This is a genomic window from Nonomuraea rosea (assembly GCF_039539705.1).
In the GTDB taxonomy this organism is placed as follows: domain Bacteria; phylum Actinomycetota; class Actinomycetes; order Streptosporangiales; family Streptosporangiaceae; genus Nonomuraea; species Nonomuraea rosea.
The window spans coordinates 598,726-622,792 of the sequence record NZ_BAABDQ010000001.1; the positions used below are offsets into that span (position 1 = coordinate 598,726).

A 24,067-nucleotide genomic window follows, 5' to 3' on the forward strand; every position below is an offset into this window, starting at 1 on the left:
GTACGGGATGGCCCCACGGCGACGCTTGAACCCGGCCTTCGCCCCTCCATCCGCGCTTGCCGGCGACACTGGCGACGCGGCCGAGGCTCGTATTTCCAGCGCGGCACCGACGGACACGCGCACGTTCGGCGCTTGAGGTGGCCCCTTTCTACGGGAGATCTCCGGCACACCCGTTCGTCAGCCGAACGGAGCCGTTTCCGCCTCTTCAGAATGCGGAATCCGGCGACACCGAGCAATCCCCAAGTTTGGGGATTGCCACCACCCTCATAACCTCAGGGCCATATGCACGGCTATTACCGGCTTGGCGGAGACGCCGCTGGTTCGAATAGTTCGACCACATTGCCGGCCGGATCCTCGATCAGAATCTGCTTACCGCCAGGACCGCTGACGATCTCGTTCCTGAAGCGCACGTTCTCACCGCGCAGCCGGGCGACCTCAGCCGCGATATCGGGCACGATGAGGTGAATCCGGTTCCAGCCGCCCGGCTCGGGCGTGCGCCCGTCGGGCATCGGCCGGCCGGCCGAGCTCTTCGGCCCGGCCAGCAGCAGCCGCAGATTGCCCCGGGTGACGTCGGCGAACGCCGGCGCCGCACTGGTACGCACCGCGAAGCCGAGGTGGCCGGTGTAGAAGTCGACGGCTTCCTGCACGTCATCGACCATGTAGCGAACGCTGACCATGTCTTGCGGGCTGGTCATGAGACCTCCTGGACATGTGTATGGGCGGACCCGACGGTGGCCAGCCAGAACCCGATGCGGGTCTCCAGCTCCGCCGCCATCGACTCGAACCCTGGATGGGTGTCCTCCTGTTTGCCGGCGGAGGCTGCCGGGTCGGGGACGCTCCAGTGGATGTACGCGGGCCGGCCGGGAAAGTCCGGGGAGACCTCCCGCACGCGATCGCACAAAGTGATCACGTGACTGAACCGCCGTCCGGCGAACACGCTGAAGTGCTTGGACCGCTGCCCCGCCATCTCGATGCCGCGCGCCGCCATCACCCGCTCCGCGTCGGGATGCAGCGGTTTGGGCTGACTGCCCGCGCTGAACGCCGGCACCCGTCCCTCTGCGCGAACCCGAACCATCGCTTCAGCCACCTGCGACCTGGCACTGTTGCCCGTGCACAGGAACAGCACGGGGCCGCCTTTCAGCGGCGGGGCCGGAGGTGCGGGTGCGAGCCGCAGGGCCGGATGCACGGCCGCACCGGCCTCCGCCAGCGCTTGACCGCATCGCCCCAGGTCGAGGCGATAGTACGTGTCCCGGCCGTCGAAGCTGCTGCGCCGCGCCACCACCAGCCCACTCGCGCGGAGCCGGCCCAGATGGTAGGAGACCAGATTCTGCGGCTGGCCGACCAACGCCACCAGCTCCCGCACTCTGCGATCGCTGTGGGCGAGCTCGCCCAGCAGCCGCCAGCGCAGCGGATCCGCCGCCATCCGCGCGAACGGTGGCGGTCCGGACTGTGCGCCTGATCCCACCCTCCGGACGATACATCAACCTACTTTGATGGACCAGCCTTTGACGTCCGGGGCCTCAGCCAAGCCGTTCGGCTCGTAAGATCCTCACCGAGCACATGGCATCCGGCGACGATCTACCCTCCGAGCAGCGCGAATTCGGCACGCCGGTGCCACCGATCACCATCGCTGACGAAGAGCCCGACCGACGCAACGTGGGCGGTGATGGGCAATTGCGCAGTAAGCGCGGCTTCCGCCTCATCGAGAGCCTGCGCCTGCAGGCCATGGGCAACAGTCAGATGCGGAACGATCTCCGCGAACTGCCCACCGTAGGGCGGCACTTCCGGCCACCGCGCCACAACAGCCTCAGTCAGCGCACGAAACGCCTGGTCAGGCGTCGGCGCGAGGTACAGCACGCCAGGAAAACGCCGGCACCGATCGAACCGAACCGCGAACGAGCCATGCCCACCGAACAGACCCCGAAGCTCGTCGATCACTCCAGCATCGACGCGATCCGCGTCCAGAAACGGCACAAGCACCGTCACATGCGCGGGAACACCGGCCAAGGCGGCAGGATCGAAACGCCGCCGCCAGGGCTCCACCACCGGCTCGGCCTCCTTCACCACCGCCAGCAAAGCCGTCTCACCTACGCGGTACCGTCCTGAAGCGTCGTCCGACATGCACGGATGATCCCAACCGCGAACCACACCTGCCACGCATTTACGCCCCGGGTCCCCTCGCAATACCGAGCACCTCAGCCGCTGTAATCCTCGAACTCCCACTCACCGATCCGACCGATCTTCTCCGCCAGCTCATTCCAGGTGCGCGCCTCCAGCACGGCGATCCGATCCCTCAGCCACTCCGTCACCTCGTCGGGATGAAACTCGGCAACGAAGAGCCAGTGCCGACCGATGAGAAAGGGCCGCTGTCTCAGCTGCTCCGCGAGGGCCGATGGGGTGCAGACGATGAGCTGGAATCGCTCCTCGCCCGGCTCACCTTGAGGACCGACATACATTTCCAGGAGTTCGTAAGCATGGGCTGGATCGTCGATCCGCCGCCCCAACTCGAGATCGACCCAACGGAACTCCGCTACTCGCGCTCTCACCACCCCATGATTACGCACCAGCGGGGCGATCAGCTGGGGCGCGCCCCTTTATCCACAACCTGTGGATAAGACTCGAACAACTGGAGAACCTGACTCGTCGACAGCCACATCCGAGGAAGCCGAGCAACTCTTCGAGCCCCAAGCAATGGCCGTCTCGCCACATGCGGAACGTGAGCATCCGAGTCGCTGCCACCGGGACTCCACGCCATCTGAAAGACCACGTTGCTGCACGGAGATCAGAAAGCCCTCCGGGATTTTCCCGAAGGGTCGTGAGATGCGAGCCGTCACCGATGCGTTCATCGCCGAGCAGACCCCGCTGCTGGATGGAGTGATCTTCCCCTACTGGGACGACCCGTCCACGCCGCCCAGAACCCGACGGTCGCCTACGTCGAGGCGGTCACCAAGAAGGCGCTCGAGCACGTCAGTGCAGGAGCAGCTTCTCCTCAACGGCAGGGTGGTGTGGGAGCGGGACGTCGCCGCTGATCCGTCTGCGTGGCAGCAGACCACGATCGACCTGACAGCCAAGCTGAGCGAGGCGACGAGCGCGACGCTGCAGTGGCGGCTGTACGAGCGCAAGGGCGTGAGCAACTACTTCGCCGACGTGCGCGTGGGCGACATCGTGACCACCGGCCTGCAACTGAGCGACCCCGGCGTGGCGAACGCCGCCACGTGGACGGCCGGCCTGGCATGGGTGGGCGGTCCGGTCTACTGCTCCGCCCAGGTCTATCACCCGAACCATGGCGCAGATACCAGCGCGCGCGCCGCCCAGCTGTACGCCGGATAGCATCCCCGGTGTTCCTGCGACCAGACGCCAGGCGATCTTCCCTGGAGCGACGGCATGGAGGCCGCCACCGATCACCTACGGCACCACGACGACCTTCCCGGTTGCCTGGTCGTTCTCCATGTACCGGTGGGCCGCAACGATGTCGTCCAGGCCGAAGACACGGTCGACGTTGGGTCGATAGACGCCGGCCTCGACCTCGTGGACGATCCGCTGCAGCACAGTCGCTCCCGCGCTCCCCTTGAAGTCGTCGCTGTGGAAAGCCGTGAGCTTCGTCCCAGACGGCACCATCGCTATCGGCTCGAAGTCCGGGATCGCCCACCCGCTGAGGGAGCCCGACACACACACCGTCCCGCCACGACGGACCAGGTGCAGCGAGTCCACCGCCGTGCGCGCCCCGACGAGATCCAGAACATGGTCCGGACCCTCGGGCCAGACCGCGTGCACGCTCGCCGCCAGCGATCCCCCGGCGTCGACGAGCACATGGTCGACCCCGGCCCCGGTCAGCGCGCCGACCTTGCCTGGCCGCCGGGTCGTGGCGGCGGTCTCGACGCCGTAGCCGGCCGCGATCGACGCGGCCGCCATCCCCACCGACGACGTTCCGCCGCGGATCAGCAACCGCCCCTGGCCACCCGCTACGACCCCCAACGCGTCCAGCGAGCCCCGCGCGGTCAGGTACGTCTCAGGTAGCGCGGCCAAGACGTCCCAGGGCAACGTCGTGGTGATCGGCATCAGCAGCGCGTTCGGCAGCAACGCGTACTCCGCATAGCCCCCGTCGAACTCCCGCCCCATCTCACCCATCACCGCCGCGACGGTCGTCCCGTCCGGCAACGCGGGATCGGTCGAGGCCGCCACGATTCCCACACATTCGATGCCGAGCACACGCGGGAACGTCACGTTCGGGGAATGCCCCTGGCGGGTCCTCAGCTCCGACCGGTTCAGGCCCGTGCCCTTCACCTGCACCAGGCTCCAGCCCTCCCGGACCGCCGGCACCGGCAGCTCACGGATCTCCAGCACCTCCGGGCCACCCGCCTTGACGCAGACCGCCGCGCGCATGGTCATACTCATCTCACATCACCTTGGAGTCATGGGTTGTCGCGATGCATCCACTGTCGCGGGAAAGCGCCATGACCTGCCACCGGTAGAATGCCAAGTTATGCCCGTTGGCCGCCAAGTTGCCGAGCCTGGTCCGACGTCACATCTGTGGCCGTCCGGAGGCGTGCATCTCTGGCCTTCGGGCGGAGCCAGCTCGGCAGACTCCCATTCGCGTGGACATCTGGTGTACGCGGCCCGTGGCGTCCTGTCCGTCCACACCGAACGCGGCACATCGATCGTGCCGGCCAACCGAGTCGCATGGACCCCCGCCCGGTTCACGCACTACCACCGCGCCCACAGCAACACCGACATGCGGATCGTCTTCCTACCGGCGTCCCTGGCCCGGCTCGTACCCGGTCATCCTGCCGTGTTCATGGTCTCCGACCTCGCCCGTGAAATCCTGCTCACCCTCACGGGCCCACGCAACTACGACCGCACCGCGGGCGACCCCGACCGGGCCGCGAGCGCTCGCCTCCGCCGCGTCCTCGTCGACGAGCTCCACGAAGCACGCGAGCAGCCACTGCACCTGCCCGAACCGCACGATGACCGGCTGCAGGCCATTGCCCGGATGATGTACGAGCAGCCCGGAGACAACGCCTCACTCGCCGAGCTCGGGCAGGCGATCGGGGCCAGTGCCCGCACTCTCAGCCGGCTGTTCCACGACGAACTCGGCATGACCTTCTATGAATGGCGTACACAGCTGCGCATCCATCACGCGCTCATCCTGCTCGCCGACGGCCACGACACGACCCGTGTCGCCCACGCTTGCGGCTGGGCGAATCCCAGCAGCTTCATCTCGGCGTTCACCAACATCATCGGCACCACCCCGGGCCGCTACCGCTCCGCGAGCTGAGCCGTAGATCAAGAAGGCGTGCCGACGACGTCAGCACCAGCAACGACCTATCCGAGCGGCGCCGTCCGGACGTCGGGCGTCGCAGCCAGCAGGAGCGCCGACAACGCCGCGAAAGCCGCCGCACCGACGAAGACCAAACCCGGTGAGGCGTACGCCAGCGACCACCCGAACGCCGCGCCGGCCGCAACCGGCACCACGGTCTCGGCAATGGCGCCGATTCCGGTCAGCGCGCCCTGCACGGTCCCTTGCTCATCGGCCCGGACATTGCGCGAGATCCACGACTGCGCGGCCGCACCGCCGACCGAGCCGAGCACGCCGACCGCCTGCAGGACGTAAAGCATCCACGGTACGGACACGAACGCCGTACCCATCAGCGTCCCGACGCCGATCAGGCTGCCGGCCACCGCGGCCCGCTTGTCGCCGAGCCACCGGACGACCGGTCCGACGGCCCGCGCCTGGAAGACCGCGCCGACAAGCGCGCCCGCCGCCATCACCACGCCGACGTGCGCGGTGCTCCAGGAGAACTGGTACGTGAGGAAGAACGCCCAGGTCGACTGGTGGATCATGCGGGAGACGTCGGCGCAGAAGCGGGCGTACGCGAGCCGTCCGAGCACCGGCCGGCGCAGGACGACGGTGACGGCGGTGACCGGGTTCGCCATCCGCAGGGTCAGCTGGGTCGTCCGGTCACCGGGACGCGACTCGGGCAGGACGAACCAGCCGTACGCGACGTTGGCCAGGGACAGCGCGGCCGCGGCGAAGAACGGCAGCCGTACATCGACGGCGCCGAGCAGACCGCCGATGATCGGGCCGGCGACGAAGCCGAGCCCGAACGCGGAGCCGATCAACCCGTACGCGCGAGCCCGCGACTCGGGCTCCGTGACGTCCGCGATGTAGGCGTTCACCACGGTGTTCGTTCCCGCGCACGCGCCGGCGAGGGCGTGGAACACCAAGAGGGTCCACGGGCTGGGCGATACCGCATGGGCCAGCCAGTCGACGCCGAGGCAGGTCAGCGACACGAGCAGGACGGGCCGCCGGCCGTACCGGTCGGAAAGCCGCCCGAGCAGCGGCGAGACGACGAACTGCAGCAGGCCGTAGGTCGAGCCGAGCAGGCCGGACCAGAAGGCGGCAGTGGTGGCGTTGTCGGTGACGGCCGACATCAGGGCCGGCACGATGGGCACGATCAGGCCGAGCCCGAGCATGTCGAGAAAGACAGTGACGAGGAGGAAGGAGAGGGCGGGCGCCCGGCGCATTGCGGCTCCTGAGTCTTGAGAGGGCAGGGCCCCCTCGCGACTCACGGTCCGCCGAAAGCACGGAGGATCAGACTATCTGTGCTGTCAAATCGTTTTACCGGTACGGCGCTCAGGCTGCGTCGTCGCGCGCGGTGGCGGCGGACTTCTCCCGCCAGGGGGCTACGTCCTGCTCGACCCGGTCCAGCTTGACCTGCAGCCGCTCAAGGGTGTCGGGCCCGAGGTACAGATGCCCCGGCAGCTTGTCCTGGCAGGTGACCTCGTAGATCAGCGCGGCGCCCTTGACCGGGTCTCCGAGCTGGGTGTGGTTGGCCTCGCCTGCCCAGTCCAGGGTGACGTGGGCGGGGGTGCCGTCGTACGCGTCGATGCGGTGCGTGGCGGTGGACAAGGAGCTGGTGTCAAGGAAGTCGGTACGGAAGACACCGGGCTCGACGACCATGCACTGGATCCCGAACGGTTCCAGCTCCGCCGACGGCGGCCATCGTGCAGACCCTTGGCCCGGCCGTCGGATCGGGAACGGTGACCGCCTGTTCCGGTCGGCGAGTGAGCATCGCCCTCGCCGGAAGCAGCAGCCGACGCCGCGCCCGCCCACCCAGGAGGACACCATGCCGACCGTTTCACCCGTGATCGAGGTCAGTGACGCCGACCTGCGCGCCACCAGGGTCCCTGAGCCCTGGCCGGTCGGCGGCTGGCAGGCCGGCACCGACGTCACGGAGCTGCGCCGCCTCGTCACCCACTGGGCCTCCGGCTCCGACTGACGGACCCACGAGGCCGCCATCAGCGCACTGCCCTCCCACCTCGCCGACCTCGACGGCACGCTGGTGCACTACCTCCGCTACGACGGCGAACACCCGGACGCGCTACCCATCGTGCACGACTGGCCCAGCTCCTTCCTGGAGCTCACCGCCCTCGCCGGGCGATTGGCCGCACCCTCCCGGTATGGAGGAAAGCCAGAGGACGCCTGCACCGTGATCGTCCCCTCACTGCCCGGCTTCGCCTTCTCCCCGCAGCGGCCCCCGGCTACCTCGCCTCCGTCACGGCCTGGCAGGCTGAGGAAGCCGGCTACCTGCACCACTGGTTCACGGACACGATCTCCACCTCGTTCCGGCCCTACTACGAGTACGCGCACGATCTGACCCGGCGGGTGCGGCGGGTGGACGTCCCCACGGCCCTCGCCCTGTTCCCCGCCGACCTGAGCCGGCCGCCGCGGAGCTGGGCCGAGCGCACCTGCACCATCACGCGCTACACCCGCATGCCCCGTGGCGGGCACTTCGCCGCGCACGAGGAGCCCGAGCTGCTCGCCCACGACATCACCGCGTTCTTCCTCGCCTACCGGTGAACACCGGAGACCCGTACGGCGAGTCGGACTCCTACCGCCGCGATGCGCTCCGGCGCCGGGTGGCGTGGATGGAGCCGAGAAGATCGAGGGCCTGGGCGCTTGGGCTGCCCGGTTCGGCGTGGTAGATCACGAGCTGCTGGCCGGGGGCCTCGCGTACGTCGAAAGCCTGGTAGGTGAGCGCGAGGGGGCCGACGTCGGGGTGCAGGAAGTGCTTGGCGTCCTGGGTCTTGCCCCGTACGGTGTGGGCGTTCCAGAGGCGGGCGAAGTCCGGGCTCCGGACCGTGAGTGTGCGGACGAGGTCGGCCAGGTGGGGGTCGTCGGGGTCGAAGCCGGCCGCCTGGCGGAGGTTGGCGACGGCGGCTTGTGCCGCTCGGTCCCAGTCGGTGTAGAAGCTCCGGCCCGCCGGGTCGAGGAAGGTCATGCGGGCAAGGTTGTCCGCCGGCTCGAACGGGGCGTAGAGGGCGTCGGCCAGGGCGTTGGCAGCCAGGATGTCCAGGGTCCGGTTCATCACGAACGCCGGCGTGTGGGGATAGCCGTCCATCAGCTGGCGCAGCGCGGGGCTGACCCGGCCCGCGAGGTGGGCGCGGGGCCGGTCGCCCGGCACCGCCCCGGCCAGCCGGTACAGGTGCTCCCGGGCATCGGTGTCGAGGCGCAGCGCGCGGCTGAGGGCGTCGAGCACCTGGGGTGAGGGGTTGCGCTCGCGGCCTTGTTCCAGGCGGGTGTAGTAGTCGGCGTTCACTCCGGCCAGGACGGCGACCTCCTCGCGGCGCAGCCCGGCGACTCTGCGGGCACCGTAGCTCGCCATGCCGACGTCCTCCGGCCGCACGGCGGCGCGACGGGCGCGCAGGAATTCTCCCAGGTGGTTGCCGTCCATGTGGCCAGATTATGCGGCGGCTGGGTGTGCTGCCTGGGTGCGCCGCACCCAGGCGGCACGCGTCCTGGTTGATAGCCGCTGACCTGTGCAAACTCGGTGGAGCGGGGCTGAACGCGCTCCGCCGCGAGAAGCGTCGTCACCGCGACCGGCAGACGACATCAACCACAGTTCGGGGGATCTCTCATGGCAGGACAACGACTCGCCGGCAGGGTCGTGCTGATCACCGGTGCGACCGGCGGCATCGGCACGGCGACCGCCGAACTCTTCGCCCGCGAAGGCGCCCGGCTGGTGATCACCGATGTCGCCGAAGGGCCGCTGCGGGACCTGGCCCATCGGACCGAGGCGCTTGGCGCGGAAGTCGTCGCCGCCCGCCTCGACGTCTCCTCCGCGCGGCAGTGGGACGACGTGATCGGCCTCGTGGACGACCGTTTCGGCACGCTGAACGTGCTGGTGAACCTGGCCGGGATCGTGGACTGGCCCGGTATCGAGGACACGCGGGAGGACGCCTGGGACCGCGTCATCGACGTGAACCAGAAGGGCACCTGGCTCGGCATGAAGGCGGCGATGCCACTGCTGCGCGCGAGCGGCAACGCGTCGGTGATCAACACCTCGTCGGTGCTCGGGCTCGTGGGCAGCGGCTCCGCCGCGGCCTACCAGGCCTCCAAAGGCGCCGTGCGCCTGCTGAGCAAGACCGCCGCGGTCGAGTACGCGCAGCAGGGAGTACGGGTCAACTCCGTGCATCCCGGGGTCATCGCCACCCCGATGATCCAAGAGATCCTGAACGAGCAGGGCGACCAGCAGCCGGACATCCAACGCACCCCGATGCGCCGGGCCGGCCACGCCGACGAGGTCGCACCCGCGTACCTCTTCCTGGCTTGCGACGACTCCTCATTCGTCACCGGCTCCGAGCTCGTGATCGACGGCGGGCTCACCGCGTACTGAGCGACCAGACCCCGAAATGGCGACCCATCATCAACCCAGGGAATGAACCATGACATCAGCCGAGTTCGCCGGCAAGGTCGCCATCGTCACCGGGGCGGCGCGCGGCGTGGGCAAGGAGACCGTACGCCTGCTGCACCGCCGCGGCGCGCGCGTCGTCGCCCTCGACCAGCGCCAGGAAGTGAAGGAACTGCCCGTCGAGTTTCCGGGCGTTCACTCCTTCCTCGATGATGTCACCGATGAGGCGGCCGCTCAGCGCGCGGTGCGGGCGGCCGTCGAGGTCTTCGGTGGTCTCGACATCCTGGTCAGCAACGCCGGACGCAGCCTCAACAAGCCGATCACGGAGACGACGGCGCAGGACTGGGACGCCGTGATGGCGGTCAACGCGCGCGGCTCGTTCTTCTTCGCCCGTGAGGCGTTCCGCGCGATGCGTGAACGTGGCGGGGGAGCCATCGTGAGCACGGGTTCCTACGTCTGCACCGTCGGCATGCCGGAGGGCGCCGCCTACGCCGCCTCAAAAGGGGCTCTGGCACAGCTCACCAAGGTCCTCGCCGTCGAGGGCGGACCGCTGGGCATCCGGGCGAACCTCGTGGCAGCGGGCGTCATCGAGACCGACTTCCTCGACACCTTCCGCTCTGACAGCCGCGCGTACCTGGCCTCCTTCGCCGGCGCCCAGCCGCTCGGCCGGGTGGCCCAGCCCGAGGAGATCGCCGAGGTGCTGTGCTTCCTCGCCTCGCCGCGCTCCAGCTTCATCACCGGCGCCGTTGTCCCCGCCGATGGCGGCTTCACCGCAATGTGACGTGCGCTTCCCCCGGCTGCGGACCGGTGCAGCGTCGCCATGGTCGGGCGGGCGCGCTCCACGAATCCTGACCTTGCGATCAGCCCGTTTCCCCGGCCCGCACGTGCACCCAGACCACAGGGCTCCAAGCCCGAGGAACGGAGTCAGCGACAGCATTACCGTTTGTTGAGAAGCCGCATTCAACGAGGAACTACCTGAGCGCGCACGCCTGGTAGATCGTCGAGTGCAGCAGACGCATCCATCGTCAGCACCGTTCTCGCGGTCGCGGCGGCCGTAGCCGCGATCAGCAGATCGTACGCGCTTCGCGACTTGCCCTCTCGTCGAACATGCGTCATAAGACGGGCGTGGGCTCTGGCGACGTCCGTCGTGTACTCCTCGACAGGGATCAGCGCGAGAATTTGGTCCACAAAAGCCTGCCGATCAGGCCGTTGGGCCGCATCGGCCAGTTCCACGCCGACGAGCATCTCGGCCACAGTGATCGCCGAGATCGCCACATCATCGGCGTCTCCTATCACCGCGTCGACGGATGCCTTGCCTCGCTCGGCGGCAATGAGCACACCGGCGTCAAGGATCAGACGTAGGGCCACGTGCCCCTCATCTCGTTGCCGATCGCCTCGCGGGCCGCCGCTATGTCAGCTTGGAAATCGGCGTCCAACGTCCCCGCTCTGCTTGCCAGAAACGCCTTGCCCATACGTCCCGGCGCGGTCGGCGCGGAGCTGATCACAGCGATCGAGGCGCGTAATCATTGATTATCCAATCCTTGCAGAAGGATCCGCCGCCGTTCTCAAAAAATCCGATGCTGGCACCGACTTGAGTGCAGGTCCTAATCCGTACCACCTTAATGTCGGGAGGGCACGGCATCGCCGGTACGGAAGGAACGATTGGCCGCCTTCCGGGTCACCGGCTCGCGGCGGTTCTGCTTGAGCCCGCCGTAGGACCAGGTGCAGGGCTCAGCCGAGATCAGGTTCCGCTCGTTGATCCAGGCGTGGACCCGACCATCTCCGCGCTGTCATCACCTGGGTGCGCAAGACCCAGCGCCGTATTCCGGCCATATTCCGCGAATATACCGAGGTCGTATAAAGTTTGGTCGGCGCAAAAATCGAAGAAGGCCTTGAAGAAAAGGAATTGTAGCGACCGGCAGGCAGAAGAGAATTGCAGGCGTTGTGCCCGTTCTCGGCGTTTCGGCTGGCGTCGTTGTCGGGGCGGCACCGAGATGCTGATTTGCAACAGCCACGCGCTCGGCGCCCGCGGTTGATTGGCTCCACTTTCACCCGGCTCGACACTCACTCTTCGACCTAACTGCGCTTCTCAATAGTATCTTCTGACCAATCAGATGATCGTCTGTCCAGGAATGCCTTTGCATGGAGAAGGAGAACCAGTGCGACCCCTCACACGGCTCCGGGTTCCCACGATCGGCGTGGCTCTCACCGCCACCCTCGGCGCCGGGCTGCTCATGGCACCCGCTGCGCACGCCGCGCCCGATCAGAAAATCAGCTACGTCAAGCGAATCAGGCCGGTCCAGTCCGTGACCACCTATGTCACGATCAAGAACAGCGTCGGCCAGAAGTACCCGATCAAAGTGACCACCACCTGGGCCTACAAGTCCGCCAAGTCGGCGCAGCTGCGATCCATCGTGATCCGCGAGAACGGCTTCCCCAGGGGCGGATGCATCTTTCCAGACCTCTACTTCGCGAACGCGAACGACTGGGAGGCCCAGCGGGGCAGATACGGCAAGATCTGCGACGGCGACCACAAGGCATATTCGGTCATGAGAACGGTCCGAGTACGCAGCGGCCGCACCCTCGGGCAGCTCTGGATCCGCACTCCCAACCCGGGTCACCCTGGCTGCTGCGGAGCGCGGCAGTACACCATCCAGTACAACATCGCGAGGCGCTGACCTCTTCTCCGAGTACGGCAAGAACCGCGATCGGGTGCAGCAGCATGGCCAGAGCACCGGAGACCACCAGCCCTCCGGCGCTCCCGGCCAACTCGATCAGCGCCCCGCCCGCGACCAACGTCGAGCCGGTCGGTGAACAGCGCCCATAGCCCGATCGCGATCAGCACATGCCGCTGCGGCAGGTCGCGCAACTGGTTGACCAGCGAGGCGCCGATGAACGCACCCACACCCAGCGCGCCCCACAGCAAGCAGAACCCCCGAGAATCAGCTTCCTCACGGCCTCCGACACGTCCACGCCACCACGCTTGCTTCTTGCGGGCGTACCCGTCCACGTTGTGGCGGCCCGGCTCGGTCACGCCGACCCAGCCACCACTCTGCGCGTCTACGCCCCCGTCATCCACGAGCAAGCGATCAAGGAATGCCGGGAGCCACAACTGTTGCCCTGACAACCCAAGAAGCCCCTGACGGCGAATCCCCTGTTCAGGGGCTTCCTGTTGCAGAGCCGAAGAGGGGAATCGAACCCCTGACCTTCTGTTCACAAGAACGATTCGACTCGTCCACGCGTGTCCGTCGCCGACATCCTCTAAAGTTCATGGCCTTGCGCGCCACACGCTCAGTCCTCGCCCGTCCATGATCGTCCACAACCGTTGTCAGCGAATGCGCTAGCAAGATCCGCTCTACCCCCGCATGGCAGAAGCGATCCTTTTGCTATGAAGACAGAAGCCTTCGCTCAGAGCCGATGAACAGGTATCGATCTTCCCTGGCAGCGTAGACTCGACGGCATGAGCGCGGCACATGAGGAGTACGAAGACCTTCACCGCTTGGTCGACCGCTTGACCTCGACCCAGGTGCGAGCTTTGCGTGCGGTCGCGCTGGAGCTCGTTGACGATCACACTGATCCTGAAGTCCCTGACACCGAGCGACGGCGAACGCTCTCCTTCGCCGGGCTCATCTCGGACGACCCTGATGCTGCGCGGCGCTCAGAGGAGATCATTCGCGACCTGTCACGGCAGAGCTGATGCTGATCTGCGACACCGGCCCCTTGTACGCCGTGCTGAATCGCAAGGATCAAGAACACAGTCGGTGTCTGGCCCTCTTGGAGACCCATCCAGGTCCGCTCATCGTCCCTGGCCCTGTGCTCACCGAGGTCTGCTAGCTTCTCGAATCCCGCGTCGGCCCAGAAGCCGAGGCTCAGTTCCTCCAGTCGATCGTCACTGGAGAACTCATCCTTGAAGCGCTGACTACGGAAGACGTCGCCCGCATGATCGACCTTGTCCGGACCTACGCGGACTTCCCACTTGGTGCAGCCGACGCCTCTGTGATCGCGGTAGCCGAGCGCCTCAACGCCCGTGAGATCGCCACCCTGGACCGCCGGCACTTCCACGCGGTGAAGCCCAAGCACCCCAGCGCTTTCACCTTGTTGCCGTAGCTCCCTCACGTTGATCAACCGCAGTCCCCAGTTGAGCTTCTCAGAATCCGCACCAGGCTGAGCACGCGGACGATCATGTGGCATCTCCACGAGGCACCCGCTCGCTGTACGGAGCTGCTGTACAACCTCGAAACCAGCCCGACAATCACCGCCGTACGCCAACAGCGCGGAGCACCAACGTGTGAAGCGCGCCCACAAGCGAGTCCCAAGCATGCCAAAGGGCCCTCTCAGATCTCCCGGAAGGGCCTCCAGAAGCACAGAGCCGACGAGGGGAATCGAATCCCTGACCTTCTGTTTACAAGCCACTTCGAGACCGTCCACGGGTGTCCACGAACCTCCGCCAACCCAGCTTGCGCACCACCATGGGGGCCTGGTCATCCATGTGCATCCACGAGCGTCCACGGCCGCTGTTAGCATCCGCGTTAGCAAGATCACAGGACCTGGAATCATGGGCCTGCCCCGAGGCTGGACCAACGTGAACTGCCGGATCTCCGATACCGCGCGAGACGCCAACCAGAATTGTCGGCCCTGTAAGCCATGATCGGTAACGCATGTGTCCCCGCGTTGTTCAAGGAGTGCCATGACTGCCACCGATGACGACGGATGGTGGATCGTCGGCTATGGCGGGGACGGATGGGCAGACCTCGACCTGATCCGCAACCGGCTTGCCGCGGGCGCTGATCCCAACTCCGGCGTGAATGTCTTCGACAAGCCGCTGCACGTAGCGGCTGATCGGGGATCGCCCGAAGTGGTCGCCGAGCTAGCCGCGCGCGTTGACGATGTCGATGCCGAACATCGGGGCCGTACCGCGCTCTGGATGGCCGTCTTCGAAGGGCGCGAGGACAATGCTCGAGCCCTCGTCGCCGCTGGAGCGGACCCGTGGCGCCTCATGATGGACGGCTGGTCCCCCGGCCACCTCAGCCTGGCCGGACCCGCTCCCGGCCTCTTCCCCATCCCCTCACCGGAGATCGGTCTCTCCGAGGCCGAGGCCGCCGCCGCAGCGGAAGCCAAACGGCTGATCCCCGCGCTGGGAGACTTCTATTACGACGGCCTGAGCCTGGCCTGCGTGGCCGGCATCAGCGCAGCCAAAGCCACAGCCCGCCTTGAAGCCACACCGGCCGACGACGTGAACATCGACGCCCTGTACGAGGCCTGGTACAACGTCCCGGACGCCGACAGGATCGTCGGCATCACCGACGTGCCCGGCGGGTGCGTCATCACCCAACCCTGGGGATACACCCCCGACACTCCCGGCCTGGTCAAGCGCGTTTCGCCGGACACGGTCTGCTACAGCATGTACTCCAACCCCAAGGGCGGCATCAGCGGACACGTCGCCCGGGACGGCACGGTCGTAGCTTGGGAGGCGCACACCGCCTACCTGACTCCCCCTGATGCCCTTGCTGAGGAGATTCTCGCCGCTTACCTCTACCGCAACCACCCGCCAGCGTTTTGCTGCGCCGGTGCAGGCCTGCGCCTGGCCGACGCTCGGCCAATCACCGGCCCACCCAGCGCCTGGCTACGACTGCCCGAGCGGGCTGGTGGAATTGATCAAGCGGCATAGGAACGCCCGGCTCCATGATCTGGAACCGGGCCTTTATCTTGGTTGCGGGATGAGGAGATTCGAACCTCGACCCCTACGATGCGAAGCCACTTGCTGCTGACCGCTACCGGACGGGTTACGCCGCTGACCTGGGCGTTCGGCCTCCAGCAGTCCGCGAACATCCGCAGGCGTACACCTCGATCGTCACTCACCGCTTCGCCGATTCATGGGCTTGAGCTCAGCCAGCGCGTCGAAGAACTCATGCCGCGAGATCTCGAAGGGCGAGAACTCCTCCAGATCAAGGTCTGCGTAAGTTAATCCGCCGAACTCGTCATCATCGTGCTGCTCGTCATACGCGAGGGCTACTCCGTTGGCGTATACCTCGACCTGCTGCCGAGCGGTTCCGGTGCCGTCGATCGCGAGGTAGTACACCGACGTTCCCCAGCTGGCGTACTGATCCCCACGATCATCGTCCCAGGGTCGGCGAAAATACCTTACCGAATCCGTCTCGGGCCGGTCGTCGCTGCTGTCGTCAATAGATCCGTCCGCTCGTCGGCGGGCAGGAGGACGCCTCCCGCGAGATTGCAACCGATCGACCAGAGAACTTCTGCTGATTCACTCCGCATAGTGTTCCTCCCTTCTTGACTCGGGCTTCCCGAGGACCGATCAAGCAAGTAGCGGACTACGGTCAGTGTCACCACGAGGATGACCCATACTGCAATCACGGCCGGAATTGAACCGACAGCCTGCCCGATCGACCAACGGACGGATCCACACAGGCCAACGAGCATCAAATCTTGAAGGTTCCCAGGGCCCGTCAGGCCTAGGTTGACGCCCGCGAAATCGACACGCACCCTGATGAGCCCTTAGTTACAAGGGCAAGGCAAACGGCTTGTCGATCACCTTCACGTTGCCCTGAACAGCAGTCATAGATGGCCACGGTGCGGTTGAGTGAGTCGGCGTTGCTGTACAGCGGACCTCAGGCCTCGGAGTCGATGGCAAGGACCGACGGAGTCGGTCTGCGGCAGCAATCGCCCCAGCCATCAACGATGAGTACCGAAGTCTGCGATCGTCACGGCCTCGACCGCTTCGATGCGAAGCCACTTAGCCATGATCGCCAGCTGCGACAATAGGGGCCATGACCTGCAGCGGGAGTCTCCGAACGTCCGTGAACGTCCGGAGGTGTTCGCCTCGATCGTCACTCTCCGTGTCACTCAGGAATCCGACTGTACTCTCACCATGCAAGTCGTCCGCGACGACACCAGTGCGATGACGCCTTGTCGCACTCGCTACCGCTGCTGCGCCTCAGCGGGGCGACATGCAATCTCAAGGAACTGCGTCAGCCCGTCACCCCATCCACTAGCTCAACCGTGGCGGCCTCGGTAATCTAGCGCGAATCATCCATGATGCATCAAGCACCGGAGAACAGTGATGTTGTTCAACCGTAGGCGAGCAAGCTCAATAGCCAGGCATTTACTTGCCGCCATATTGGCCACGACCACGATTTCCGCCTGCACAGCATTTATCCACGAGACACTAGAGGTCGATTCCGCAGCCGTAGACAATGCTCGCAAGATTGGCGCAGTAGTGCTACACACCAAGTCGGAATATACCTACAAGAACAGTACGCAGATCGACGAAATTCTGGTCATGGACGTCGGGGCATCAGACTCCGAGGAGGCAGCGGTGGAAGCCCGGGCACGCCTGCTTCGACAAGGATGGGCCGAGCTAGGCGCGGGCCTCGTAGAATCGCGAAAATGGAGACACATAATCGTCTCGTTTGATTCCTTGGATGGACTAGAAGCATATGGTGCCACTTTGAAGGCTGAAATTGAGGGTGCCGTCCGGGCAGCTTCAATGGAAGCCGACAAGCTTGTGATAGTTGACCTTGCTCCGATGGAGTAGAGCCAAACTGACGATCACCTAACATCAGGCTGGCCGAGTCTCCGCCACCAGCACCTACCTCCTGATCACCTCGTACGCCGTCGACTCACCGCGTAGCGGCAGCGGGCCGGGGACGGAGTGTCAAGCACGGCTTCGCGTGTACGTTCGCCGGTCGCCGTTCCTCGATCATTCGTTGCCCTACCTGCAGAGCCGGGCTTGATACGAAGGAGTCGGTCTGCTGGGCTTGCCTGAGTCGATGGTGTGCGAGGTGATCAGCCCCCAGCCACCCATCTACGGTCAGGGCCGTGTGGCGATCACCTCGGTGCCTGAATCGCCCCGGGTTCGGTGGAGACTTGATCTCTTGAGAGGATCGAGTCCATGCCAGGTAAGTCCCCCTATCCCGCCGAGCTGCGCCGCCGAGCGGTGCGGATGGTCGCCGAGGTGCGGCCGGATTATCCGACCGAGTGGGCCACGATCAACGCGGTCGCGACCAAGCTCGGTATCGGCACCGCCGAGACGCTGCGCACGTGGGTCCGCCAGGCCCAGATCGATGAGGGCAGCCGGCCCGGCCGCACCACGGATGAGTCGGCCGAGCTGAAGCGGCTGCGCCGGGAGAACGCCGAACTGCGCCGCGCGAACGAGATCCTGAAGGCCGCCTCGGCTTTCTTCGCGGCCGAGCTCGACCGGCCACACACGCACTCGTGAGCTTCATCGACCAGCACGCCGAGGTGTTCGGTGTCGAGCCGATCTGCCGTGTCCTGACCGAGCACGGCCTGAAGATGTCCACCAGCACCTACTACGCCGCCAAGAACCGGCCGCCCTCGGCCCGCGCCCTGCGCGACGCCGAGCTGGACGCCCACGTCGTGCGCATCCACGCCGACAACTACGGCGTCTACGGCGCCCGCAAGATCTGGCAGCAACTCCTGCGGGAAGGGCATCAGGTGGCCCGCTGCACCGTCGAACGGCGGATGCGCGCGCTCGGCCTGCAGGGCGCCCGGCGCGGCACAAGGGTGCGCACCACCGTGGCCGACCCGAGCCATGAGCGGGCGCCTGACCGGCTGCGGCGCGATTTCACCGCGACCCGGCCGAACGCCGCCTGGGTGGCCGACTTCACCCACGTTGCCGCCTGGTGCGGCGTGGTCTACGTGGCGTTCGTGGTCGACGTCCACTCCCGGGCGATCGTCGGCTGGGCGGCCGCGCTGTCCAAGCAGACCAGCCTGGTGCTGGATGCCCTGGACATGGCGTTGTGGCGGCGCGAGCGCGCAGGCCGTCCGGTCGAACGCGGGTTGATCCACCACTCGGACGCGGGCAGCCAATACACCTCTTTCCGGTTCACCACCCACCTGCTGGCGGCCGGCATCGACGCTTCCATCGGCACGGTCGGCGACGCGCTCGACAACGCCCTGATGGAATCGCAGATCGGCCTCTACAAGACCGAGCTGATCAAGCCCCGCGGCCCCTGGCACAGCCTGGCCGACGTGGAACTGGCCACCGCCGAATGGGTGGCTTGGTTCAACACCACCCGCCTGCACTCGGCGATCGGACACCTTCCACCTGAGGAGTTCGAGGCAATCTATTACGCTCAACACCACCCCAACGAAGCCCTAGCAATCAACCGCTGAGGTCTCCATCAAAGTCGGGGCGGTTCTGCCGGAGTGCTCCCGCCGGAGGCATGCTTTGACCTCATCGGCTCTGTCCGGGGCCGGCGCCTTGCATGGTGTTGGTGAACGTCCTGTGCATGGTTCTTCCTGCGTTCGTTGGTGCGGCGGGGTGGCCGGGCGGGACCGGCCCGGAGAGGCCGCACGCCCGCCCGGACCGCTCGGCCGCCCGCGCCCAGCGGGCGGCGGCTTGAACCCGTATAGAGTTGTAACCACTCAGCCGCTGCCAGGCCACCGCCGCTGTCTTGCTGCCGCTCAGGGGCGGTTCTCGGCTCCCAGAGGTACTACCGCGTGTGTGTTCCAGCGGTACACCCATTCAGGCTCAAGAACCCGGTCCTGAACGATCAGCGCAACGCGATCCACTGCCACCTTGACCGGCTCGGCCGCAACCCCGCCCAACGCCTCCGCGTAGGGCTGCGCTGGGCCTGGCATGTTGATGTAGGTCAGGCTCACGTGCGGGCGAAACCCTCTGACCTGCTCTGCCGCTGTGGGCGCCGCGCCGGTCACCTCGGCGATCCCATTTCTGATCTCGGCCCAGATCTCGTGCAGTGGTTCTACTGGAGTGGGGGCAAGAGCTACCCCCTCCCCCATGACCGCAGGACGATGGAACGTCAGCTCAACGGGAGCGAGTTTCCCCAGCCGTGCGCCGACCGTGTCGGTGACGCGGTCGAGCAGCTCGTTCTCCACCTCATCGGCCCATCCCACGCCTTGCAGCGTGAGGTGAAGCCACTGCTCCGGGATCGGGTTGTGGCTTCCGACCGTGACAAGGGCTGTCAGGTAGCGCTCGGCGAGTTGGTGGAGTTGCGGCGCGTGCTCGAAGGTCAGGTGCCAGGTGTACACCAGGCGGCCCGGCCGCCAGCCTTCTCGTGGCCACCAGTGGGAGCGAACCTCGTCCACGTTGCGGATCGTCATGGGCCTGCCTCAGATCTGGGAGGGCGCGTCCGGGACGTTCGCCTCCTGGTCGATCAGGTACTCATCGATGATGGTTACCCTGTCTGCGGGCCAGATCGACTCTGAGACTTCCAGGATCGCGCCATCTTCCGCCCGCGCGGTGTGGATGACGTGCATGACCTGCGCACCTTGCGTCAGGCCGAGGGTGATGGTTCCCTCCAGTGTGGCGCTGCGGGCGATCCATTGGTCGCGGGCGTGATGGTAGCGCTTGCCGCTGAGCTCCTCCACGCAGAGGAACAGCGCCTTGGGGACGACTTCTCGCTTCTCAAGGTACGTTCCGCGAGCGATGTCGGCCGGGAGGTAGCTCGACCCGATCTCCTCAGGAGTGTCGGTGTTCTTGTCGTACAGCACCCGGCGGCGAGTGATGACCTCGGTGTCTTCAGGGACGCCCATGGCTTCGGCGATGGTGGCCGGCACTTGCTCCAGTCCGGCGAACACAATGTCGTGGCGCAGGTGTGAGGTGAGTAGCTTGCCGTCGCTGCGGGCTCGGCTGTAGCGGCATTGGGAACGGCGTTCGAGGCGGTGATCCTGCCGTACGAACGTGCCGACTGCTAACGGCGATCAAGGTCAGGAGCAGGCAAGCTGACGCGGTTGCTGTATAAAGATCAAAAAGGCCCCTTCCACGTCGCGGAAGGGGCCTTTGAGCTGCGAGCCGACGAGGGGAATCGAACCCCTGACCTTCTGTTTACAAGACAGATGCTCTGCCGATTGAGCTACGTCGGCACGGCCTACCAGTGTAGACGCTAGGGACGCCTGTGACGAGCGACTTCGTACAGCGCCACCCCCGCGGCGACCCCCGCGTTGAGCGACTCCGCCGCCGCCTGCATCGGGATGCGGGTGACCACGTCGCAATGCTCGCGCACCAGGCGTGAAAGGCCCTTGCCCTCCGAGCCCACGACGATCACCAGCGGCTCCGTCAGCAGGTCGACGTCGCCGATGTCCGTCTCGCCCGCCCCGTCCAGGCCGATCACGAACAGGCCGGCGTCGCGGTATTCGCGCAGCGCCGCGGTCAGGTTGGCGGCCCGTGCCACGCGCAGGTTGGCCAAGGTGCCGGCCGACGTCTTCCAGGCTCCTCCCGTCACCCCGGCCGAGCGGCGGGAGGGGATGAGCAGGCCATGAGCGCCGAACGCGGTGGCCGAGCGGGCGATGGCGCCGAGGTTGCGCGGGTCGGTGACCGAGTCGAGGGCCACGATGAGGGGCGCCTCGGCGGCCTCGTGCGCGAGCTCGACCAGGTCCGATGGGTGCGCGTAGTCATAGGCCGGGATCTGGAGCGCGATGCCCTGGTGGGCGAGGCCGTCCGTCATGCGGTCGAGCTTGTCGCGGCTGATTTCGAGCAGGGCGATGCCGCGTTCGGCCGCGATCTTGATGGCATCGCGTACGCGGTCGTCGTTGTCGATGCGCTGGGCGATGTAGAGCGCGTTGGTGGGAACCCCCGCCTGCAGGGCCTCCAGCACCGGGTTGCGGCCGCCGATGTATTCGGGCGCGTCGTCTGAACGCCGCTGCCTGACCGGTCCGGTACGCCGTCCGTCGCCTCGCTCCTCGCGGACGATCCGCTCGGTGCGCGCCTTGTCTTTGTACCAATGCCGCATTTCGGCAGGCGGAGTCGAGCCCTTGCCCTCCAGCGACCGGCGCTTCTGCCCTCCGGTGCCTTTGGACGGGCCCTTTTTCTTTGCGGGCCTGCCCGATGCCCTGCCTCCTGCTGCCATGGCATCAAGGGTACTCGGGCCGTCGCCCACCTCATCCCGCGTCCGCAGGATGCGCGAGGTTCTGCTGGACAAAATATATAGATCGGTCTATTTTATCGACTATGGCGATCAAGGGCGACCAGACGCGGGCACGGCTGATCGACGCCGCCCGCACCCTGGTCGAGGCACGGGGCTACTACGGCACTGGCCTCAACGAGGTGATCGCCGCCGGCCATGCCCCCAAAGGCTCGCTCTATCACCATTTCCCCGGCGGCAAGGACCAGCTGACGGCGGAGGCGCTCACCGCCTCCGCCCGCGAGATCGACGCCCTGATCAAGACCCTGACGGAGGCCGCCCCCAGCACCCAGGCGCTGCTCGAGGCAATGCTCGACGCGCTGGCCGACCGCATGGAAGAGGCCGGCTACAACAAGGGGTGCCCGATCGCGACGGTCGCCCTGGAGGTGGCGGCCACTCACGACGAGCTGCAGAAGGTCTGCGCGGACGCCTACGGCGGCTGGCAGCGAGCCCTCACGGACCGGCTGATCCTCGACGGCCGCGCCCCCGGCCCCGCGGACGACCTGGCCTGCTGCCTGCTCGCGATGATCGAGGGAGCGCTCGTCCTGGCCCGCGCCCGGCGCAGCCGCGAACCCATCCAGAAGGTACGACGCTCCGCGGCAGTCCTGCTCAACGCCTGACGCGCACAGGCGATCAGGCAAAGACATCGAACAAGAATATGTAGATCGGTCTAGAGAAAGAGTGCACATGGAACCCGACACCTTGGTCACCGGCGCGACCGGCCTGGTCGGCCGCTGGCTGACCGCGGAGCTGCTCACGCGCGGACGGCCGGTCGCCGCCACCGTCCGCGGCAACCCCGCCGGGCTGCGCACGTGGCTCCGCGAGCACGACGCCGACGACACCGCCCTCACCGTCGTCAAGGCCGACATCACCCGGCCGGGGCTCGGGCTGAGCCCGGAGGACGAGGAACGGCTGGCCTCCGTACGGGACGTGTTCAACGCCGCCGCCGTGTTCCGCTTCGGCCTGGGCCGCGACGAGGCCCGCCGTGCCAACGTCGACGGCGCCCTGAACGTCCTGCGCTGGGCCGGTACACGCCCCCGCCTGCGGCGCCTGGTCCACATCTCCGGCTACCGCGTGGGGGTCCCGGACTCACTCGCCGGGGACGAGCTGTACCGGCGCTACGGCGCGTACGAGGCCTCCAAGCGCGAAGGCGACACCGCGGTACGGATCGCCGCCGCGGAAGGCGGCATCCCCTTGACCGTCGTGAACCCCGCCAACCTGATCGGCCATTCCGTCACCGGCGAGGCCGGGCAGTACATCGGCCTGGCCGACATCGTCGAGAAGCTGTGGACGGGCCGGCTCCCCGCGCTGGCCGGCACCCGGCGTACGTTCACGCCCGTGGTCACCGTCGACCACCTCGCCCGGTTCCTGGCCGCCGTGCCCGAGCACGACCACGACCCCTACAGCGCCCACTGGGTGCTCGACGACGCCACCCCCGACCTGCCCGACCTGGTGAAGCTCCTGGCGCGGCACCTCGGCGTGCCCGCTCCGCGCGCTGTCCTGCCGACCGGCCTCGTACGACGGCTGCCCCGCGCGCTCACCGGCCTGGACCCCGAGACCCTGCCCTTCCTGTCCGAGGATCGTTACGACACCGCGTCCGCCGACGCCGTCGGGCCGAGCCATCCGCCCGTGCGGGACGCGCTGCGCCGCTGGGCCGACCGGCTGGTCGCCGACCGGTTCGGGCGCGCGGAGCCGCCGCTGAAGGGTGGCTTCCAGCTGGTCGGCGGGGCTCCCGCCTACGTCGCGGGCGACCGCGTCTCCCCCGGCTACGTGCTGCTGCACGGCCTGCCGCTGAACGCGGAATCCTGGCAGGGCGTCCTGCCCGAGCTGGACGCCGGCGCTCTGGTGGCGGACCTGCCCGGGCTCGGCCGCTCCGCCCCGTCCGCCGCCGGCCCGGCCGGCTGGCTGGAAGAGCTCCTCGCACCGGTACGTACCCGGCCGATCCTCGTCGGGCACTCGGCGGGCACCGCGCTCGCCCTGCGGTACGCGCACGCCCATCCGGAACGCGTCGCGGGCCTCGTCCTCGTCTCGCCCTACTTCCTCCAGCGGCGCGCCCCCTGGCACCTTCGCGTACCGGCTCTCGTCGGCCCGGCTCTGCGCACGACTACGGCGCAACGCCTCGCCAAGGCCCTGCTGGGGGATCAAGCTCTGCCGGCTGACGGAAAGAGCGCGGCGCTGGACGACGCGGCCGAGCAGTTGCGACGGCCGGGCGTCGCACGGCGTACCGCGCGATGGTTGAGCCGGGCGCAACGCCTGAGCGAGCGAGCCGAGCTACGGGCGCTGACCGCGACCTGCCCGGTGCCGGTCCACATCGTGGCCGGCGAGCTCGATCCGCTCGTCGGCGAGGCTCCCGGCGCACCGGTGACCGTCGTGCCAGGAGCCGGGCATCACCCGCAGCTCAGCCACCCCGCTCAAGTGGCCGCCGCCGCCAAGACGACCCTCAAGGTCGGATGACCAGGCGGACCGGCGCCTGCC

At 67.2% G+C, this 24,067-nt stretch carries 27 protein-coding genes, 1 tRNA gene and 1 pseudogene; 15 read left to right on the forward strand and 14 right to left on the reverse strand.

The window, feature by feature from the left end:
* Nucleotides 1–293: 293 nt before the first annotated feature.
* From ABEA43_RS02880 to ABEA43_RS02895, 4 genes are all read right to left on the reverse strand, one after another.
* Nucleotides 294–659: a VOC family protein gene (locus tag ABEA43_RS02880; protein ID WP_345558299.1), complete on the reverse strand. Its 366-nt coding sequence runs from the start codon at nucleotides 657–659 to the stop codon at nucleotides 294–296.
* Between the two features lie 32 nt (nucleotides 660–691).
* Nucleotides 692–1,465 (reverse strand): arsenate reductase/protein-tyrosine-phosphatase family protein, encoded by a 774-nt coding sequence (locus tag ABEA43_RS02885; RefSeq protein ID WP_345558300.1) that lies wholly within the window; start codon nucleotides 1,463–1,465, stop codon nucleotides 692–694.
* 113 nt (nucleotides 1,466–1,578) lie between these two features.
* Nucleotides 1,579–2,121, reverse strand: a complete 543-nt coding sequence (locus tag ABEA43_RS02890) for a 2'-5' RNA ligase family protein (RefSeq protein WP_345558302.1) — start codon at nucleotides 2,119–2,121, stop codon at nucleotides 1,579–1,581.
* Between the two features lie 74 nt (nucleotides 2,122–2,195).
* Nucleotides 2,196–2,546: an Imm8 family immunity protein gene (locus ABEA43_RS02895; RefSeq protein ID WP_345558304.1), complete on the reverse strand. Its 351-nt coding sequence runs from the start codon at nucleotides 2,544–2,546 to the stop codon at nucleotides 2,196–2,198.
* A gap of 424 nt (nucleotides 2,547–2,970) precedes the next feature.
* On the opposite strand from ABEA43_RS02895, the gene ABEA43_RS02900 reads away from it, so the two are divergent.
* Nucleotides 2,971–3,330, forward strand: coding sequence for a hypothetical protein (locus ABEA43_RS02900; RefSeq protein WP_345558306.1), 360 nt, complete (start codon nucleotides 2,971–2,973; stop codon nucleotides 3,328–3,330).
* A 75-nt stretch (nucleotides 3,331–3,405) separates the two neighbouring features.
* On the opposite strand, the gene ABEA43_RS02905 is transcribed toward ABEA43_RS02900, so the two are convergent.
* Entirely contained in the window at nucleotides 3,406–4,395 is a 990-nt protein-coding gene (locus ABEA43_RS02905) for a zinc-binding dehydrogenase (RefSeq protein WP_345558308.1), read from the reverse strand.
* A gap of 211 nt (nucleotides 4,396–4,606) precedes the next feature.
* Here ABEA43_RS02905 and ABEA43_RS02910 point away from each other — a divergent pair, with 211 nt between their 5' ends.
* The gene (locus tag ABEA43_RS02910) at nucleotides 4,607–5,275 is read left to right on the forward strand and encodes a helix-turn-helix transcriptional regulator (protein ID WP_345558310.1); all 669 of its coding nucleotides are present in this window, start codon (nucleotides 4,607–4,609) and stop codon (nucleotides 5,273–5,275) included.
* Nucleotides 5,276–5,322: 47 nt separating this feature from the next.
* Here the strand turns inward: ABEA43_RS02910 and ABEA43_RS02915 are convergent, their stop codons facing one another.
* The gene (locus ABEA43_RS02915) at nucleotides 5,323–6,525 is read right to left on the reverse strand and encodes an MFS transporter (RefSeq protein WP_345558312.1); all 1,203 of its coding nucleotides are present in this window, start codon (nucleotides 6,523–6,525) and stop codon (nucleotides 5,323–5,325) included.
* Nucleotides 6,526–6,634: 109 nt separating this feature from the next.
* On the reverse strand, nucleotides 6,635–6,961 hold the full coding sequence (locus ABEA43_RS02920; protein ID WP_345558314.1) for a Rossmann-fold NAD(P)-binding domain-containing protein: 327 nt from the start codon (nucleotides 6,959–6,961) through the stop codon (nucleotides 6,635–6,637).
* 166 nt (nucleotides 6,962–7,127) lie between these two features.
* Here ABEA43_RS02920 and ABEA43_RS02925 point away from each other — a divergent pair, with 166 nt between their 5' ends.
* The 3 genes and pseudogenes from ABEA43_RS02925 (at nucleotide 7,128) to ABEA43_RS02930 (ending at nucleotide 7,861) form a co-directional block, all read left to right on the forward strand.
* Entirely contained in the window at nucleotides 7,128–7,280 is a 153-nt protein-coding gene (locus ABEA43_RS02925; RefSeq protein ID WP_345558316.1) for a hypothetical protein, read from the forward strand.
* A 12-nt stretch (nucleotides 7,281–7,292) separates the two neighbouring features.
* Nucleotides 7,293–7,658 (forward strand): annotated as a pseudogene (locus tag ABEA43_RS68090) (hypothetical protein); the annotation flags it as partial.
* A 17-nt stretch (nucleotides 7,659–7,675) separates the two neighbouring features.
* A complete protein-coding gene (locus ABEA43_RS02930) occupies nucleotides 7,676–7,861 on the forward strand; it encodes an alpha/beta fold hydrolase family protein (protein ID WP_345558318.1) in 186 nt (61 codons plus the stop codon).
* Nucleotides 7,862–7,892: 31 nt separating this feature from the next.
* Here the strand turns inward: ABEA43_RS02930 and ABEA43_RS02935 are convergent, their stop codons facing one another.
* Nucleotides 7,893–8,735, reverse strand: coding sequence for a helix-turn-helix transcriptional regulator (locus ABEA43_RS02935; RefSeq protein WP_345558320.1), 843 nt, complete (start codon nucleotides 8,733–8,735; stop codon nucleotides 7,893–7,895).
* Between the two features lie 183 nt (nucleotides 8,736–8,918).
* On the opposite strand from ABEA43_RS02935, the gene ABEA43_RS02940 reads away from it, so the two are divergent.
* Together ABEA43_RS02940 and ABEA43_RS02945 are read left to right on the forward strand one after the other, a co-directional pair.
* On the forward strand, nucleotides 8,919–9,677 hold the full coding sequence (locus ABEA43_RS02940) for an SDR family NAD(P)-dependent oxidoreductase (protein WP_345558322.1): 759 nt from the start codon (nucleotides 8,919–8,921) through the stop codon (nucleotides 9,675–9,677).
* Nucleotides 9,678–9,726: 49 nt separating this feature from the next.
* A complete protein-coding gene (locus ABEA43_RS02945; protein WP_345558324.1) occupies nucleotides 9,727–10,473 on the forward strand; it encodes an SDR family NAD(P)-dependent oxidoreductase in 747 nt (248 codons plus the stop codon).
* Nucleotides 10,474–10,652: 179 nt separating this feature from the next.
* On the opposite strand, the gene ABEA43_RS02950 is transcribed toward ABEA43_RS02945, so the two are convergent.
* Nucleotides 10,653–11,060 (reverse strand): PIN domain-containing protein, encoded by a 408-nt coding sequence (locus tag ABEA43_RS02950; protein WP_345558326.1) that lies wholly within the window; start codon nucleotides 11,058–11,060, stop codon nucleotides 10,653–10,655.
* 791 nt (nucleotides 11,061–11,851) lie between these two features.
* Between ABEA43_RS02950 and ABEA43_RS02955 the strand changes: the two genes are divergently transcribed.
* From ABEA43_RS02955 to ABEA43_RS02970, 4 genes are all read left to right on the forward strand, one after another.
* Nucleotides 11,852–12,370 (forward strand): hypothetical protein, encoded by a 519-nt coding sequence (locus ABEA43_RS02955; RefSeq protein WP_345558327.1) that lies wholly within the window; start codon nucleotides 11,852–11,854, stop codon nucleotides 12,368–12,370.
* A gap of 782 nt (nucleotides 12,371–13,152) precedes the next feature.
* The gene (locus ABEA43_RS02960; RefSeq protein ID WP_345558329.1) at nucleotides 13,153–13,389 is read left to right on the forward strand and encodes a hypothetical protein; all 237 of its coding nucleotides are present in this window, start codon (nucleotides 13,153–13,155) and stop codon (nucleotides 13,387–13,389) included.
* 188 nt (nucleotides 13,390–13,577) lie between these two features.
* On the forward strand, nucleotides 13,578–13,799 hold the full coding sequence (locus tag ABEA43_RS02965) for a PIN domain-containing protein (RefSeq protein WP_425570154.1): 222 nt from the start codon (nucleotides 13,578–13,580) through the stop codon (nucleotides 13,797–13,799).
* A gap of 580 nt (nucleotides 13,800–14,379) precedes the next feature.
* Complete coding sequence (locus ABEA43_RS02970) at nucleotides 14,380–15,360, forward strand: ankyrin repeat domain-containing protein (protein ID WP_345558331.1); 981 nt, start codon at nucleotides 14,380–14,382, stop codon at nucleotides 15,358–15,360.
* A gap of 183 nt (nucleotides 15,361–15,543) precedes the next feature.
* Here the strand turns inward: ABEA43_RS02970 and ABEA43_RS02975 are convergent, their stop codons facing one another.
* Nucleotides 15,544–15,771, reverse strand: a complete 228-nt coding sequence (locus ABEA43_RS02975; RefSeq protein WP_345558333.1) for a hypothetical protein — start codon at nucleotides 15,769–15,771, stop codon at nucleotides 15,544–15,546.
* Nucleotides 15,772–16,770: 999 nt separating this feature from the next.
* On the opposite strand from ABEA43_RS02975, the gene ABEA43_RS02980 reads away from it, so the two are divergent.
* Nucleotides 16,771–17,244: a hypothetical protein gene (locus tag ABEA43_RS02980; RefSeq protein ID WP_345558335.1), complete on the forward strand. Its 474-nt coding sequence runs from the start codon at nucleotides 16,771–16,773 to the stop codon at nucleotides 17,242–17,244.
* Nucleotides 17,245–17,601: 357 nt separating this feature from the next.
* A protein-coding gene (locus ABEA43_RS02985; RefSeq protein ID WP_345558336.1) for an IS3 family transposase occupies nucleotides 17,602–18,845 on the forward strand; the annotation gives its coding sequence in 2 pieces (ribosomal slippage) (nucleotides 17,602–17,884 and nucleotides 17,884–18,845; 1,245 coding nt in all).
* A 291-nt stretch (nucleotides 18,846–19,136) separates the two neighbouring features.
* Here the strand turns inward: ABEA43_RS02985 and ABEA43_RS02990 are convergent.
* From ABEA43_RS02990 to rlmB, 4 genes are all read right to left on the reverse strand, one after another.
* The gene (locus ABEA43_RS02990; protein WP_345558338.1) at nucleotides 19,137–19,793 is read right to left on the reverse strand and encodes a 2'-5' RNA ligase family protein; all 657 of its coding nucleotides are present in this window, start codon (nucleotides 19,791–19,793) and stop codon (nucleotides 19,137–19,139) included.
* 9 nt (nucleotides 19,794–19,802) lie between these two features.
* Nucleotides 19,803–20,249, reverse strand: a complete 447-nt coding sequence (locus ABEA43_RS02995; protein WP_345558340.1) for a UTRA domain-containing protein — start codon at nucleotides 20,247–20,249, stop codon at nucleotides 19,803–19,805.
* Between the two features lie 233 nt (nucleotides 20,250–20,482).
* Nucleotides 20,483–20,555, reverse strand: a tRNA-Thr gene (locus ABEA43_RS03000).
* Nucleotides 20,556–20,575: 20 nt separating this feature from the next.
* Nucleotides 20,576–21,538, reverse strand: coding sequence for a 23S rRNA (guanosine(2251)-2'-O)-methyltransferase RlmB (gene rlmB, locus ABEA43_RS03005; RefSeq protein WP_345558342.1), 963 nt, complete (start codon nucleotides 21,536–21,538; stop codon nucleotides 20,576–20,578).
* Nucleotides 21,539–21,639: 101 nt separating this feature from the next.
* Here rlmB and ABEA43_RS03010 point away from each other — a divergent pair, with 101 nt between their 5' ends.
* Together ABEA43_RS03010 and ABEA43_RS03015 are read left to right on the forward strand one after the other, a co-directional pair.
* Nucleotides 21,640–22,212, forward strand: a complete 573-nt coding sequence (locus ABEA43_RS03010; RefSeq protein ID WP_345558344.1) for a TetR/AcrR family transcriptional regulator — start codon at nucleotides 21,640–21,642, stop codon at nucleotides 22,210–22,212.
* A gap of 67 nt (nucleotides 22,213–22,279) precedes the next feature.
* Nucleotides 22,280–24,046, forward strand: coding sequence for an alpha/beta fold hydrolase (locus ABEA43_RS03015; protein ID WP_345558346.1), 1,767 nt, complete (start codon nucleotides 22,280–22,282; stop codon nucleotides 24,044–24,046).
* Nucleotides 24,047–24,067: the final 21 nt, after the last annotated feature.